Source organism: Paenibacillus sp. D51F (genome assembly GCF_053345695.1).
Window position 1 is genome coordinate 69,130 of the sequence record NZ_JBKFAO010000008.1, and the last position, 15,644, is coordinate 84,773.

The window sequence follows — 15,644 nt, forward strand, 5'->3', positions numbered from 1 at the left end:
TCTCAAGTCCACTCCTCCTTCCCATCGATGGGGTTGATCGGGATGATGATTTCAATGACGGTTCCTGCAGAATTCGCGCTCTTCATCCTGAATTCTGCCCGGTCGCCGTAGCAGGTCTTCAAGCGCTCCTTGATATTCCGGATCGCGTATCCTCCGTCGGAGACCGGCTCGCCCGACCCGGAATCGTCTAGCCTGTTGATCCGCTCCAGAAGGTCTGCGCTCATCCCACTCCCATTATCTTCTACGCGCAAAACAGCCGTATCGGGATGCCGCCATTCGCCCGCGACCTTGATGAAGCTGTCCTTGTATTCATTTCGTTGGAAGGCATGCAGGATGCTGTTCTCCACTAGGGGCTGAATAATGATCTTCGGGACCGTGCATTCCGTCAGCCTGGGATCCAGCGCCACTTCGTAGGAGAACTGCTTTTGATATTGGTAGTGGACAAGCTTCAGGTACTGCTCGGCATGCTCGAATTCCTTCGCCAGCGTCGTCATCTCTTCCCCTTTGTTGAGACTCAGCCGGAAAAATCGCGACAAGGACAAAATCATTTCGCTGGCGGACTTGTCCTCGACCTCGAGCAGCTTCCAGTACAGCTCATCAAGGGTGTTGTAGAGAAAATGGGGGTTGATCTGCGCCTGCAAGGCGCGCATCTCCGCTCTCTGCTTCGCCTCCGTCTCCTCCACGACCTGATGCAGCAGCTGCTGGATCTGGTGGAGCATGTCGTCGAACCTGCTGCCGAGAACCCCGATCTCATCCTGGCTGCTGGATGAAAAGCGGACGTTCAGGTCCCCTTGCTTGACGCGGTTCATCAGCTTCATGAGCTTGCGCAGCGGCCTGGTGATCAGACGCACGAACCATCGGTTGAGGAGAAACGACGTGACGAGCAGGATGGCGGTCAAAATGACGGTGAAGTATTTGATATAACTGATCTTCTCGAACAAGCGGTCCTTCGGCTGCACCACCACGGCTTCCCAGCCTGTGAACGGAATGCTGCGGTGGTTGACCAGCAGCGAGGCGTTGTCGACCTTCGCGTCGAAGCGGGATGGCTGCTCTCTTATCCGATCCAGAGGAACGGCGTTCAGGAACGACTGCATGACCGGCGTCGACGACGAAGCCAGGACAGGCTGTCCGGAACGGTCGACGATCATGGAGAAGCCGCTCGGAACGAGCTTGATGCTCTGGAGGTTCTTCACATATTTCTCGGCGGTAAGCGTAATGGCTAAGTAGGCGTTCTCGTCCTGTCCGCTGAAATCGCCGACAGGGCGCGTCACCAGCGTGATGACGTCGCCTGTGCCCTCGAACATCGGATCTTCGCGGCTATACACCCATTTGTTCGTAGGAGAGCTCCGGATCGCCTCGTAATAGGGGGTCTCGAGGAAGGAGACGTTCTTCTTCTCGTAGGGGATGCCTTCGTAGAACTCTCCCTTGGGCGTATACATATAGATCGTCCGAATGCTGCTGGAATTGACGCGCATGCGGGAGAACAGAGAGAACATCTCGTTGAACAGGACCGCATACGAGACATCGGACTTGTTCTGGCTCCAGTCCATCACCCTTTTCATCGACTCGCTCGCATTCATGACGTACAGCTTGTCGCTTACGTTCTTCAGTTCGTTGTTCATATACCCGCTCAATTGCGTGACGGTCTGATCCGCCGCGTTGTACGCATAATCCTCCAATATTCTTGAAGCCTGGTAATAGGAGAACGTGCCCGTAATCGGCACGGCCAGGAAGATGACGATCGAAGTCAAGAGATAGAGCTTGCGCTCGAGCGTAAAAGGGCGAAATCCGGCGGGCAGCCCGAAAAATCCGTTCATCCGGGTATTCTTCCGTACGCCACAGGTCAGGCTTTGCCGAGAAAGCGCCAGAAATTCTGATGGAACAGGTCGTTCAGATCCCTTTCGATCTCCTGCTCGCTGAGAGTCCAGCCGCTGTCTTGCAGCCGTTCGTATTTATCGGCCATAACGTTCCCGATGATCGTTCGGGAATATCCCCACTTGTAGATCAGCTGCTCAAGCACCCGGCAATCCGAATGCTGGGGGATGACGGAAGTGCCCAGCAGCTCGATCCGCATCCGGGTCATCTCCTCCACCATGGAGTCGATATGGAGGAACCACCAGCATCCGAATATCATCAGGTTTCTGAATTTGCGGGCCAGCACGGCAAGCTCATGCTGATTTTCCCTTGCGAGCATCGTGACGAGAAACTTCTGGCGGGGATATTTCCGGCATAACGCCTCCACAGCTCCGCTGTCGGAACGCATGCTCATGTCGCCGGCCGACTGCAGCTGCGGATTCACCCGTCTGCGGACACCGATCATGAGCGCGAACGGAATGCCCTTGTCCGTGCAGACCGGAATCATCGCTTCATCGATCATCCGGCTGCGATGATCCTCGGCAGGATAAGCGAAATCGCCCGGCATGGATACAGCCAGATACAGCGCGCTCATCCGGTCCACCCATTCCGACAGGAAACGTCTGGTCTCCTCTTTGGTCCGCTCCGTCCATTCCTCCTGCACGTCATAATCGAGACTGCGCAGCTGGATCACCGCATTCGGCCAATCATTGAGCAGAGTGTCTACCCGAAGGGCGGCCAGGAAGCGGTCATCCTCGGCGCCCTTTCCGGCAAGCCACACCTCCCGTTCGACCGGGTCGAACGGATCGTTGGTCATGACGATCTTGCTGATGCCGGCAATCCGCATGACGATGTCCGTCTGCTCACTCGCCGTCCGGTCCGCGAAGGCTTGCCTATACTCGTCCAGATTGCGGGAAGCGACCGGGAGGCCAAGCTCATGCAGGACAGAAACGACTCCGCTGGCGGCTTCGCTTACGGGCGAATGATCGACGAACAGATGCTGCCAGATAAAGTCGGCCTGCTCTTTCTTGGACTTGGACCAGAATGCGTCGTAGTCTTCATCCGACCAGCGGAACGATTCCGAGATCAGGTAATGATAGATCAACAGCTCGTCGATACCCCATAACAGCAGTTCCCCGAATTGAGGTGCGTATAGATGCGTGTGCATGTCCGTTACCGGCATCGTTCGGGCCAGCCGCATGACGGTGGCGCGCACGGAGGAAGCTTGCTGCTGAGATGCAGTCGTCATCGTGGTCGCTCTCCTTTAAATTAGAAATCTCTCGCATTATGGCCAGTGTATCATTGCAAGCGCTTGCCAGGCATGTTCTTCATTGGCTTGCTCGGCTCATCATTTATACCTGATTGGTGTCATGAGACGGAAACTATGCTACGTTAATAGGAAACTCTCCACATAAGGAGCCGTCCAAAAATGACGCTGAGCGAGCAATTCCAGCTTCCTATTGAAGCGCTTCATAATACTTCGAGAATACCTGCCACCTTCCATTCCCATCTGGATTACGAAATCTATTATTTCCACAGCGGCAAATGCACCTATCTGATCGGAGACAAAATCATTGATCTGGAGCCCGGGGATCTGATTCTTCTCAACGGCACGACGCTGCATTATCCGAAAGTGGATCCGCAGGTCGACTACGTCCGGACGATCATCCACTTCAATCCTTCGTTTGCCGGCCAGCTGCTGCGGCCTCCATTCATCCAGAGCGACATTCTGAAGCCGTTCGAAGAGAGCGACAACATCCGTCTCTCGCTGGAGCGATCCGATCAGGAAAGGCTGGAGCCGCTGCTGCAGCGGCTCTGCCTGCTCTATGCCGCCAGCGATACGCTCTCGCATGACCGGTTTCTCGTTTCCTTCACCGAGCTGCTGCTGCTCATCCATGAAATTTCCTTGAAGCCGCAAGCAGAAGGCTCCTTTTCTTCCTCGGCCAAGCAAGCCAATGCGCAGCGGGTCATCTCGTATATCGAGGCGAACTTCGCGGAAGACATCACGCTGGACGGCATGGCCGCGGAGCTGCATGTGAACAAGCACTATTTGGCGAAGCTGTTCAAGGAAGTGACGGGCATCACCCCGTTCCACTATTTGTACCAACGACGTGTAAATGAAGCCAAGGTGCTGTTCGCCTTGAACGGGGAGCGGCCGGTCACCGATATCGCCTACCGGGTCGGCTTCAAGCATGGATCCCACTTCAGCAAGACGTTCAAGAAATACACGGGCATGTCTCCCGATCTGTACCGGAAGGGGATCCGCCCCGATTATTGATGGCAATCTACTTCATAGGGAAGAGAGCCGCGTCTCTATGGACTGATTCTATATTTCTTCGTTCCATCTAGTTATATGGTCCAGGTCAACCTTTTCTATCGCGAATATAGTTGAGTTGAAGACAATCTGCAACGGAGGGATCCTGTGCCTTATTGGAACAACAAGTATGGCAAACATCGGATTATGATGAAGAAGGAAGAGCTTGCCAAGCATTTGCCGCCTACGGCAATTGCCACGAAAGAATCCGTCCGGCGAATGGCAAAACGGCATGGTTCGGTTTATTTGAAGCCCATCCTCGGTACAGGAGGCTTCGGCATCTTCAAGCTGTCCACGGAAAACGGCAAGTTCCGGCTTCAAAACGGCACGCGAAGCCGCCTATTCGGACAGTACGAAAAAGCTTATGCCGCATTCGCTTCCGCGTCGCAAAAAAAACGGTATCTGGCCCAGAAAAGCATTCCGCTTCTGCGCGTTGAAGGAAGGCCTTTCGATCTTCGAATCATGGTGCAGCGCAATCCCCGGCATGAATGGGAAGTAACGGGAACGGTCGCACGGCTTGCCCTTCCCCGCAAAATCGTGACCAATTATCATAGCGGAGGCAAGCCGATGCCGCTGTGGAATCTGCTCGGTACCCAGGTGCCAAAGGCGGACCGCCCCGCATATGAGAAGCGGCTGAAGCAGCTCGCTCTGAAAGCAAGCAGCCATATTGGGACATACTTTCCGCGCTTCCGTGCCTATGGGGTCGATGTCGGCATCGACAAGGAGCTGCGGCCTTGGATCATAGAAGTAAACTCCAAGCCGGACAAATCCATCTTCAATGCGCTGTCGGACAAACGGATGTACCGCAAAATACTGCGGTACGGCCGCCTCGCAGGAACGTCCCGAAAACAACGGTTCACAGTGAAAAAATAACGAAACAGATTGATGGTGTTTCCGTTTCCATTTCTGCTGACGTCTCCGGACATGGTCCCAACACAAAGCCCCTGTGCAAAGTACGGTTGTACCTTGCACAGGGGCTTCGTGTTGAGCGGATCAATTGTAGAACTGCTTGTCCACATTGTATTTCGACTTGAACTTATTGACGATGTAGGTTTCGTAGATGTCCCGGTCGACCGCGTCTTCCACGACGCAGACCGAGATTTTGGCCACTTCTTCGCGATGCTTCTTCATGGGCGAGACGGAATCCTCGAAATGCTTCTTGATTCTAGGCCGCAGCTTCCGCGCCTTGCCGACGAACAGCAGCTCGTCCTGGGCATTGTAGAACATGAAGATGCCGCCTTTTTCTCTCGTGATCAGGTGGAAATCCGTAAACCCGAAAATATGGCTTTGATCGGGATTACTCTGTTTGGTAATGGTCACTTCCGGTGTCGGAATGGTGATGCTTATCAAGGCTGTTCACGTCCTTTTTCCTATCTATCAGAAGGATTATACCATGGATCATGAAGGAATTCCTTATCGGTCAGCTGCCGACGGCAATGGCTTCGATCTCTGAGACGTAAACGGTTCTGCGGGGAGTCGTCTCCTCCGTTTAAAGAGGAATCCACTCTCTGAATGCGTCATTATAGATATCCGCCCAAGCCCCGGCATCGGTCAGCAGCGGTGATTGCAACGTGCAGACTGTAGATGGATGCACTGGGAGCGGCTTGATGCATGGCTTCCGCAGAATCAAATATGCATGTTCAGGAATCATGCCGTGCTGTTCTCATTGCAGATTGAAACGATCTCGATTGATGATAACTGCAATGGCATCGGCGTCGGAAGGCTCGTACAACCGTATAGTCAGACTATCATAGGTCTGTTTCCCCTTTTCAAGGCTAGGCGTGAACTCTGTTCTATTGGGCTCGTCCAAAAGCAATATTTTCTCCTTCGGCCGCCATTCTCCCTTCCTGCCTGGCCTATCTTTCTCCGGCCAGGGGCTCTTGAACACCTTGGTTCATAGATTAAGATGATTATAGACAATGAAGATGCTATGATAGATCCATATCTGTCCTAAGATCATTAACTTGCATCCGCATAGAGAGAATTGAGGATCCGTCTTGAAGAAATTCAAAAAGTTCTATATTGAAATTACGAGCGTATGCAACCTCGCATGCACGTTCTGCCCTCCGACCAAGAGGGAGGCCAGCTTCATCAAGGTCGACGACTTCGTCAAGAGACTGGATGAAATCAAGCCCCATACCGACTACATCTATCTTCATGTGAAGGGCGAGCCGCTGCTTCATCCCAAAATCGATCAGCTGCTTGATCTCAGCCATGAGCGCGGCTTCAAGGTGAATATTACGACCAACGGAACGTTGATCATGAAAAATAAAGCCAAGCTGCTGAACAAGCCGGCGCTTCGCCAGATGAACTTTTCCCTGCACAGCTTCGATGGCCATATCGGCTCCACGAACAAAGAAGCGTATGTAACGACGATCCTGTCGTTCATCAAGGAGGCTCTGGAGTCGACGGACATTCTGTTCTCGCTCCGGCTCTGGAATCTGCGTACGGACAACGCGACCAACCAAGAGATCAAGCGCAACCGCCAGGTGCTTGAGATCATCGAGCGGGAGTTCGGTCTGGACTATCAGATCGAAGAGCAGTTCAAGCGCGGGTCGGGACTCAAAATCGCCGATCGGCTCTATCTGAACCAGGATCACGAATTCGAATGGCCGGATCTGGACGCCGAAGAAGACGACGGCAAAGGATTTTGCCATGGCCTCCGCAACCAAGCCGCGATTCTTGCCAATGGAACGGTCGTTCCATGCTGCCTGGATGGCGAAGGAGTCATCAACCTCGGCAACATCAACCAGAAGCCGTTCGCCGAGATTATCGAGGGCGACCGCGCGAACAGGCTGTACGACGGGTTTTCCCGCCGGGAAGCCGTCGAGGAATTATGCCGCAAATGCGGCTACCGCAAGCGGTTCGGAACGTAGGGATACTAATAACGTTACGTCCAGCTCCAATACGTTCAAACGGCAGCCAAAAAAGCTCATCCCCATGCAGCCGCCTCAAGCGGGCACATGGGGATGAGCTTTTGATGTTCATGTGATTTGTTTCGCCTTGGAGGAGCGGGTCGGTTCGTAATGGACATGAACCTCGAACACATCCTCGGTGCGGATCAATTCCTCTTCCACTTTCGTCGCGATATCGTGCGCCGCCTGGAAATCCGAATCCGCAGCTACGAGAATGACGATGTCGACGACCGCGTTGCTTCCGTAGTTTCTGGCCCGGATGCTCTTGACTCCGCGAACGCCTGCGACGTCAATCACGATGGCCTTGAACGATTGGATCCGGGTTTCGTCGAAGCCGTCGGATAGATGATGCGAAGCTTCGCGGAATATATCCCAGGCCGTCTTGCAGATGATGAATCCGACCAGAACGGCTGTCACCGGGTCGAGCCATGGAAGATGGAACTGGGAGCCGATAATGCCGATGACTGCGCCGATGCTGACGAAAGCATCGGACATATTGTCCTTCGCTGCCGCCATGACGGCTTGGCTGTTGATCTTCGTCGCCAATTTCTTGTTGTACCGGTACACGAAGTACATGACGGCGGCGCTGGCAAGACCTGCCCATGCAGCAGCCAGATCCGGAGATTGCTCCTTGCCTTGGAAGATCGACATGACCGCTTCGTAGAGCACCTGCAAGCCTACGGCCATCATGATGAACGATGCGACCAAGGAAGCGATCGTCTCCGATTTCCAGTGGCCGTACGGATGATCCTCGTCGGCCGGCCTTTGAGCGAGCCTCAGTCCGATCAGAACCGCGATCGAGGCGACGATGTCTGTCGCATTGTTCAATCCGTCCGCGCGCAGCGCATCCGAATTCGATGCATACCCTATGATCAGCTTGAGCGCCGAAAGGCACATATAGGCGAGGATGCTGACGATGGCCCCGCGTTCGCCCAATTTTAGATTATCGTATCTCTTATGCAGCTCTTCCATCCGTATTTATGACTCCCCTCGACTCCTCTTCCAACCAATCTGGTTATGGTAACAAGAAAAGAGCAAGTGGGTCTAGAGAAACGTTTTTTCTTAGCGCTCAATTAATTTAGGAATGTAAATAATGTTTCTTCCACGCCACTCTTTAGGACAGGTTCAAATATGCCTCTGAAAAGCATGGAAATAAAAAGAGCCGCTTCGCAAGCGGCAAAATAATGGTACCCGTAATGGGCGGCCACCTGGATCAGCAATCGGCCGATCTCTCTCGTCTCCGCTTAATTGACAGCCCAGATCGTCGCGGTCACTCTGGCTTCGCCGGTGCTGGTAAGCGCATCCGACCAGGTGACGACTTGGCCTGGCTGAGGCGAAGCCGTCAGCGAGCCCATCGCATCGTCGCCGCTCGTTCCGTCGGAATCGTTGATCTCGATGGAAATGGCGCTGCCGGCAGGAACATTGACGTAGCGGTCGTTATAGGCCGAGCTGTATTGGTTCGGGAAGGCAGCGTCCAGCGTTCCCCATGCCACGGAGAAGGATTGGCCTATCGGCGCATCGTTCTTCTTCCATAACCGGTCGTCGGAAACCCCGCTTCCGTTGGCGCGGATTTTGACATAGATGTCGCTGCTTCCTCCGAATGGATCGCGATTCGCCAAGCTGGTCATTTTTTGGACTTGAATTCGATGGGAATAATACGGATGGCGCACATATACATGCGAGAAGGTGCCGAGCCCGTTCAAATGCGTGTCCACCATATGGGCCGGGTCGCTGAGAAAATCGCCTGCGAACGTCGGGCCGTCATCCAGATCGTCCCAAACCCAAGGCATCGCGGCCGAGTCCGCCTGATAATTGTCGCCGTCGAGCTTGCCCCAGTTGCCGAAGGTGCGGCCGTCTCCGATGTCATAACGGCGGTTCCAGAAGTCGTCGAAGGAAAGCAAGTCATAGCTGTAGCGTTTGGCATAGCTTCCCGAAGCGTCCGTGACGACATCGGCTCGGGCTCCGTAATAATAGACGATGCCGTCTCCGCCAGGAGCGCCTGTGCCGTCGTAAGCGTGGTTGCCGTGTCCCCCGACCGGACTTTGGCCGTTGGATTGAATGAACACTTTGGGATGGGAGCCGTTGAACAGGACGCCTCCGTCCAGGTTGTCGGATCCGTTCGTCAAAGGAAGATTGCTGTACTGATACATTTGGTTGTGCGCCACCGTCTCCATGAGCTGGAAGGTACCATACGCGCTTCCATCCTTGCGCACGACAACCATCAAGCCCTCAAGGTCGTTTTCGTGCTTGTCCAGGCTCAAGGGGCCGTCATCGCGGGCATGGTAGTCGTAATACCCGATGAAGTAATGGGTCTCCGTCTCCACAAGTGAATAATAGATGTACGATTTCAAAGGAAAACGGTCGATGTTCTCCCAATTGTTGTTCCCTACTCAATCTCCGTCATAATTGAAATTGGTCACATAATCGGCCCGGTACCCATACGTGTCATTGACGTCCTGGTAGAACTCCGGCGCCCAATAAGCGGCAAGCTCCCGCTCCGAGGCCGCATGAGCCTTGCCCGGATTTCCCAATCCCGCCGCCGTCAAGCAAATGATGCCAGCCAATACCAGTCCTAGCCATTTGCGAAGCTGCTTCATCCCTACTACCTCCCAAATATTCTATTGCTGTCTGACATCTTGGTGTCAGACAGCTTACTCATCATAAAGGGCTTTTGTAAGGTTCGCGTTATCGGCTTCTCAAGCTTGTGTAAACAGAAGCGAGAGCAGGCTGGGCTGCAGGCTCGGGTTGGAAGCGATCAGCGTCTTGTCATGCAAGGCAAAGGGCTCGCCGCTCGCATTCGTCACGACTCCCCCTGACTCCTGTACGATCAGCAATCCCGCAGCCACGTCCCAAGGGTACAGTCCGTCATGCCAAAATCCTGTCAGGCGGCCGCTCGCAACGAGGCATAATTCCAGGCTGGCAGCGCCCAATACCCTCACGCTGCGAGAAACGCCCGCTACCCGAGCGACCTGGGAAGCGGCTACGGAATCCTTCCTCCAATCCGAGGCTTGGAATCCGGTAGCAAGCAGCGAGCAGGCCATGTCCCCTTCAGGGTCGGCTTGAAGCTGATTTCCGTTGAGATAAGCCCCTCCGCCCCTAGAAGCTTGGTACAGCTCGTCCGTCGCCGGATTGTACACAACTCCGTGAAGAGGGCTTCCGTCCTTGACGATGCCGATGGATACGGCGAAATGCGGAATTCCGTGGACGAAATTGACGGTTCCGTCGATCGGATCGACGATCCATCCGTACCCCGGCGGCGGATCGGCCATGAAGCGGAAGCAATCCCGGGATCCATCCAGCTCCTCCGAGAGGATCCAATGGTCCGGATAGCGGCAGCCGATCCTTCTCCTGATCAGATTCTCGCTCAGCAGATCGACTTCCGTCACCAGATCGCTCCGGTTGACCTTGTCTCCGAGCGTATAGGGTTCTTTCATGCGGCGCAGGATCTGCTCTCCGGCTTCTCTCGCATAAGCAATCGCGGCTGTCAGCAGCTGCTCCTCGATATCAAGCTCGTATACCCCGCTCATTCTCATCCTCCAATCCACGCTTCAATGGATCCGGAGGTCAGCCTCTTCTTCTCCATAGGCGCCGCTGCGCCTGTAAGGTGAACGGCGACCCCGCGCTGGGAGCATAGCCGGCTCCAGCGCTCCTCCAGAGGTTTCGAGCGGTCGGTCGAGATAGGGATGACGGCATGCGCCGGAAGCGCAGCCGACAGCAGCAGCTCGTCAAAGGCATCCTCCAAGCCATGATGAGGGACTTTCAGCACGCTGCATTTCAGCTCCATCCGTTCGGAGAGGCGCTCCCATCCGGCTGCCAGCAAGTCTCCTCCGAACAGGATGCCTTGCCCCTCGGTCCCGGCTTCCTCCAGGCGATAGACGGAGCTGTCGTCGTTGGAGCGGTCAAAAAACAGCTCCAGCTTCGCCAGTGTATCTTCCGCAGAAAGATATCCTTCCCTTGAGGCTTCTGTCAGAACTTCCAAGCCCGGAAGCGGGTCTCCCATCCACGGATACAAGTGGACCAGCCGGCAAGGGCCTTCCTCCCATACGGTCGAGCTGCCGGCGGAACTGTAATCGGATCTCCACCGGATTCTGGTTCCCTGCTCCCGGAGCAGCCTGACCAGCTCCCGGTAGCCGGCCAGTATTCCGATGACCCTCAACGCTTGCGGCCTCTCCGCGATGCGGCCGCTTTCGGCCGCCTCGGAGTAAAATTCGGGGATTTCATAAGGCAGCACGGCATGGACGACCGGAAGGCTGCGGGCAACATCCAGCAGCCCGTTCAAATGGTCTTCATGAAGATGCGTCAGGATCATCCAATCCAGGCGCCCGATGCGCTGTCTCTTCATCCAGGACAGCGGGTGATCCCTGCGGGGAGCTTGGAGGCTGTCTCCGCCGTCAATCAGCGTGACGCTTCCTGAAGACGTTCGGATCAAGTGGGCATCTCCCCATCCGACGTTGAGGAAGTGAACGGCAGTAGGCAATGGCAACGTAATTCCTCCTCTTTAATTATTCGTTCCGCTTCAAGGAAGAATATGAATGCGATCCGGATTCAGACGCAATCGGACACTGCCCTGCAGAAAGCCGTGCAGACTCGGGTTGGCATCATCCACAATAAAGGCCGTCGAACCGCAGCGGACCTCATACCGGATCATCCGGCCGAGAAAGCTGCTGCTCTGGATTTCGCCGCTCCAGCAAGGATCGGGTTCGGCCCCTTCTTCTCCTTGGACGTCGATCGAGATGCATTCCGGACGCACCACCATCACAATCTCTTCGCCAACCGCATAGTGCCGGCCAAGGGCATGAATTCGGATAACGAAGAGCTCGCAGCGGACGATCAGCTCATCCCCTTTCAACTCTGCTACCTGCCCTCGGATGAAATTGGCGGTTCCTACAAACGAAGCGACGAAGGCATCATTAGGCTTGAAATAGATTTCCCATGGAGTGCCGGCTTGGCGAATGCTTCCTTGCTCGAACACGGCGATCCGGTCCGACATCGACAGAGCTTCATCCTGGTCATGGGTGACGAACACAGCGGTGATGCCGGTTCGGCGCTGAAGCTCCCGCAGCTCTTGCCTGACCTCGACCCGCATCTTGGCGTCGAGATTGCTGAGAGGCTCGTCCATCATCAGAATCTTCTGTCCGGTTACGAGCGCGCGCGCGAAGGCGACACGCTGCTGCTGTCCGCCGCTCAGCTCTTTGGGCAAGCGGCTCCCGAGTCCATCCAGCCCGAACATGCCGAGCATTTCGTCCACTCTTTTCCTGCTTTCGCTCCGGGATATTTTTTGGAGCTTCAGGCCGTAGCCGATATTCTCTTCGACCGTCATATGGGGAAAGAGAGCGTAATCCTGAAAGACGAGCGGGGTTTGGCGTTTGAACGCCGGAATTCCGTTGACCTGGCGGCCATCGATCCGGATGCTTCCGCTGTCCGGCTCATCGAAGCCGGCGATCAGCCTCATCAGAGTCGTTTTGCCGCAGCCGCTCGGTCCGAGCAGCGTCGTGAAGCTGCCGGCCGGAATATCGAGGCTCACGTTGCGGATGGCGGCGAAGGAGCCGAACGACTTGGATATGTTGTCGATCTGAATATGGACTTGAGATGAATTCATCGTTTCCTCCGATCCTGGGTGAACGGGATAAGCCGCGACAAGGCCAGCACGGCGAAGGCAATCGAAATGAGGACGACAGTGAAGGCCGAGGCTCCTCCCCACGCCCCGCTCTGGACGAGACCGAGAATGGATACCGTGCCGACGGAAGTATGGGCGGAGTAAAGGAAGATGATCACGCTCAGGCAGGTGACGGACCGGAGAAACGAAACGGACATTCCGGAGAGAAACGGCCCCTTCAGCAGCGGAAGCAGAACGCCGAGCAGCGTGCGGAAGCTGCCCGCTCCGAGGTTATGCGAAGCGTCCTCCAGCGAACGGCCGATCTGCTGGAACCCGGCCGAGCAGGCGCTGTAGCATGTCGGCAAGTTCCAGAACATCAAGGCCAGAATCATGATCGAGGATGTGCCGCTGAGCTGGAGCGGCGGCTGATTGAAGGTCAAGGCGAAGCCCAAGCCGAGGAACACGCCGGGTACGGCTCCCGGCAGGATGGCCAGGAAATCGAGAAGCCGGTTGATGCCCATTCGCTTGCGATGGACGATATAGGCGAGAATGATGCCCAGCACGGCAGCTCCTATCGAAGACAGCAGCGCATAAGAGATGCTGTTGTACAGCTCCTGCTGTTTCGCCGTGACGTATTTCAGATTGTCCAACGTAAAGCTCCAGTCGTAACCCCAGGTTTTCGTGAAGGCGCCATAAACCAGAACCCCGTAGACCGCAAGGATGAACAAGGCGATCAACAGGCAGCACGCAAATAGAATCCACTTGACCAGCGGAGAGGCCGGATAAGCCTTGAGGCTGGATTCTCTTCCGGTGACGGTGATATAGGAGCTCCTTCCGACCCATAGACGGTTGGCGAGGAACAGGCCGAGAGCGGGCAGCAGCAAAGCCGTCGACAGCACGGCAGCCGAGGATAGATCGAACCAGCCGGACATCTGCATGTAAGCCTCGGTAGGAAGCAGCGTGAAGTTGCCCCCGATGATCATCGGGTTTCCGAAGTCCGCCAAAACGTTCATAGCCGTGATCAAAGCCCCTCCGGCGATTCCGGGCCTGCACAGCGGCAGAAAGACATGCCTGAACGCCTGCCATCTCGTCGCGCCAAGATTATGCGCGGCATACTCCAGATGGACGGCGGACGATTGCAGCACGCCATAGATGACGGCATAGGCGTAGGGAAAAAAAGTAATCGTCTGGACGAGCCAAAGCCCATGCCACCCGTAAATATCCACATTGAAGTGAAGCAGCTGCTTGGTGACCAATCCTTGCCTGCCGAAAAGCAGAATATAGGACAAAGCCACGATAAACGGCGGAGAAACGATCGGAAGCAGCGTCACGAATCGAAATAGTCCCTTGAGCGGCACATCCAGCCTGGCAACCGTAAAAGCGAACAGAAAGGCGATCGCCGTGCAGGAGAACGTGGACAGCACGGTCATCATCAGACTGTTGCGGGCCGCCTGCAGCCATCTGGAGTTCGTGAACAGCTGCATATAGTCCGCTGGATGCGGGTAACTGACCACCTTGGCGATCGGCCAAAGGACAAAAAAGGCGGTGATCAGCAAGACAGCGGTGATCACCGTCGCCAGAACGGGCTCTTGCTTCACTTTTTTCATTTGTTTCCATGCGTCTGTCAACGCTGTTGCAGCCATTAAGATTCACTCCGTTCCAGAACATGGCGGAAAAAGAGACGGGAACGCTCCGCTCGCCATAAGGCAGGAAGGGTTCCCGCTAGCCTTGCCGATGCGCAGTCCTTACTTCGTTCCGGCCATATCGGTGAACTGCTTCACGACATCGGCCTTCATGGCGGCCGCTTGGGCCCGATCGTAATCGACGAGATCCACTTCCGATACCGGAATCATTCCTTCCGGAGGCGCTACGTCGCTGCGCACGGAGTAGCGGTTCGACATCTTGGTGTTCAGCTCTCCTGTTTCCTTCGTCAGCAGCCAATCCATGAATTTCCGGGCGTTGTCCGTATTGGCTCCGCCATGGATAATGCCGGCTCCGCCGATCTCATAGGCGGTCTGCTCCGGCACGATGACCTTGATCGGATAGCCCTGCTTGGCCGACTTCACGATATCATGGGCCCAGGACATTCCGGCGATGAACTCGCCCGTAGCGGTCAGCTGGATGCCGTCGCCTGCTTTGGGAGTATAATGGTGGACGTTGGCGTTCAGTTTCTTCAGGTAGTCCCAGCCTTGCTGCTCGCCAAGACGGAACAGCTGGTCCGCTACAAAGATATAGCCGCCGCCCGCCGTGGCCGGGTTGGATGTGATGAATTGGCCCTTGTAGGCCGGGTCGAGCAGGTCATCCCAGGTTTTGGGCTCTTGAACGCCCTTTGGCTCCAGTTCCTTCTTGTATCTCTCGGTGTTCAGCACGATGCCGAGAACGCCCATGTACCAACCCTGCCAATATCCGTTCGGATCGTTGAACTTGGCATCGATATCGGCCGCATTCGGAGACGTGTATTTCTCCAGAATGCCCTGCTCGGCCAGCGGCTGGTAAAATTCCACGGAACCGCCTACGAGCACATCCGCCTTCGGCGAGCTTTTCTCGGCCTGCACCCGCGTGCTCGCTTCGCCCGCGCTGCCCAGGTTCAAATACTCCATCTCGATGCCCGTATCATCCTTGAACTTCTGCTTCAGCTGGATCATGTCGTCTTCGTTCAAAGCGGAATAAACGACGAGTTTGTCCGACTTCGGCGTGCCTGACTCCGCCCCGGCCTGGTTCGCCGCCGCAGCGCCTTTCAGAGGACTCGGCTCCGCGCCTCCCGCGTTGTTCTGGCCGCAGGCGCTCAGAACGGTTGCCGCGGCAAGCACGACCAGCCCCAAAGAATGCCTCTTTCTTTTCCCCCAACTGTTTAGCATGATCCATCCTCCTCATTCATCTGACAAGCTGTCTGACATCTATAACTTTAAAAAACAAATGTTTGCGGAACATAATCAAGCCGTTAAGATTTTATGAATGAAAACAA

Annotated in this window: 14 protein-coding genes; 3 read left to right on the forward strand and 11 right to left on the reverse strand. The window is 55.4% G+C overall.

Going from position 1 to position 15,644, the window contains the following annotated elements:
* Positions 1-2 precede the first annotated feature (2 nt).
* Positions 3-1,817 (reverse strand): cache domain-containing sensor histidine kinase, encoded by a 1,815-nt coding sequence (locus ACLBWT_RS15655; protein ID WP_447664057.1) that lies wholly within the window; start codon positions 1,815-1,817, stop codon positions 3-5.
* Between the two features lie 26 nt (positions 1,818-1,843).
* Entirely contained in the window at positions 1,844-3,103 is a 1,260-nt protein-coding gene (locus ACLBWT_RS15660) for a glucuronate isomerase (protein WP_447664058.1), read from the reverse strand.
* Positions 3,104-3,283: 180 nt separating this feature from the next.
* Here ACLBWT_RS15660 and ACLBWT_RS15665 point away from each other — a divergent pair, with 180 nt between their 5' ends.
* Both ACLBWT_RS15665 and ACLBWT_RS15670 read left to right on the forward strand, forming a co-directional pair.
* The gene (locus ACLBWT_RS15665; protein ID WP_447664059.1) at positions 3,284-4,132 is read left to right on the forward strand and encodes an AraC family transcriptional regulator; all 849 of its coding nucleotides are present in this window, start codon (positions 3,284-3,286) and stop codon (positions 4,130-4,132) included.
* 144 nt (positions 4,133-4,276) lie between these two features.
* Positions 4,277-5,041: a YheC/YheD family protein gene (locus ACLBWT_RS15670; protein ID WP_447664060.1), complete on the forward strand. Its 765-nt coding sequence runs from the start codon at positions 4,277-4,279 to the stop codon at positions 5,039-5,041.
* A gap of 120 nt (positions 5,042-5,161) precedes the next feature.
* Here the strand turns inward: ACLBWT_RS15670 and ACLBWT_RS15675 are convergent, their stop codons facing one another.
* Complete coding sequence (locus tag ACLBWT_RS15675) at positions 5,162-5,518, reverse strand: nucleotide excision repair endonuclease (protein WP_447664061.1); 357 nt, start codon at positions 5,516-5,518, stop codon at positions 5,162-5,164.
* A gap of 647 nt (positions 5,519-6,165) precedes the next feature.
* On the opposite strand from ACLBWT_RS15675, the gene ACLBWT_RS15680 reads away from it, so the two are divergent.
* Positions 6,166-7,044 carry a radical SAM/SPASM domain-containing protein gene (locus ACLBWT_RS15680; RefSeq protein ID WP_447664062.1) on the forward strand — a complete coding sequence of 293 codons (879 nt, stop codon included), beginning with the start codon at positions 6,166-6,168 and terminating at the stop codon, positions 7,042-7,044.
* A gap of 108 nt (positions 7,045-7,152) precedes the next feature.
* Here the strand turns inward: ACLBWT_RS15680 and ACLBWT_RS15685 are convergent, their stop codons facing one another.
* The 8 genes from ACLBWT_RS15685 to ACLBWT_RS15720 all read right to left on the reverse strand — a co-directional run bounded on the left by ACLBWT_RS15685 (position 7,153) and on the right by ACLBWT_RS15720 (position 15,537).
* On the reverse strand, positions 7,153-8,055 hold the full coding sequence (locus ACLBWT_RS15685) for a cation diffusion facilitator family transporter (protein WP_447664063.1): 903 nt from the start codon (positions 8,053-8,055) through the stop codon (positions 7,153-7,155).
* Between the two features lie 272 nt (positions 8,056-8,327).
* Positions 8,328-9,434, reverse strand: a complete 1,107-nt coding sequence (locus ACLBWT_RS15690) for a hypothetical protein (RefSeq protein WP_447664064.1) — start codon at positions 9,432-9,434, stop codon at positions 8,328-8,330.
* Between the two features lie 39 nt (positions 9,435-9,473).
* Entirely contained in the window at positions 9,474-9,680 is a 207-nt protein-coding gene (locus ACLBWT_RS15695; protein WP_447664065.1) for a hypothetical protein, read from the reverse strand.
* Positions 9,681-9,779: 99 nt separating this feature from the next.
* Complete coding sequence (locus ACLBWT_RS15700; protein ID WP_447664066.1) at positions 9,780-10,610, reverse strand: inositol monophosphatase family protein; 831 nt, start codon at positions 10,608-10,610, stop codon at positions 9,780-9,782.
* Between the two features lie 2 nt (positions 10,611-10,612).
* On the reverse strand, positions 10,613-11,566 hold the full coding sequence (locus tag ACLBWT_RS15705) for a ComEC/Rec2 family competence protein (protein WP_447664067.1): 954 nt from the start codon (positions 11,564-11,566) through the stop codon (positions 10,613-10,615).
* Between the two features lie 33 nt (positions 11,567-11,599).
* Positions 11,600-12,682: an ABC transporter ATP-binding protein gene (locus ACLBWT_RS15710; protein ID WP_447664068.1), complete on the reverse strand. Its 1,083-nt coding sequence runs from the start codon at positions 12,680-12,682 to the stop codon at positions 11,600-11,602.
* Entirely contained in the window at positions 12,679-14,322 is a 1,644-nt protein-coding gene (locus ACLBWT_RS15715) for an ABC transporter permease (protein ID WP_447664069.1), read from the reverse strand. The genes ACLBWT_RS15710 and ACLBWT_RS15715 overlap by 4 nt, the downstream gene beginning before the upstream one ends.
* A gap of 102 nt (positions 14,323-14,424) precedes the next feature.
* Positions 14,425-15,537 carry an ABC transporter substrate-binding protein gene (locus ACLBWT_RS15720; protein ID WP_447664070.1) on the reverse strand — a complete coding sequence of 371 codons (1,113 nt, stop codon included), beginning with the start codon at positions 15,535-15,537 and terminating at the stop codon, positions 14,425-14,427.
* Between the last annotated feature and the right edge of the window lie 107 nt (positions 15,538-15,644).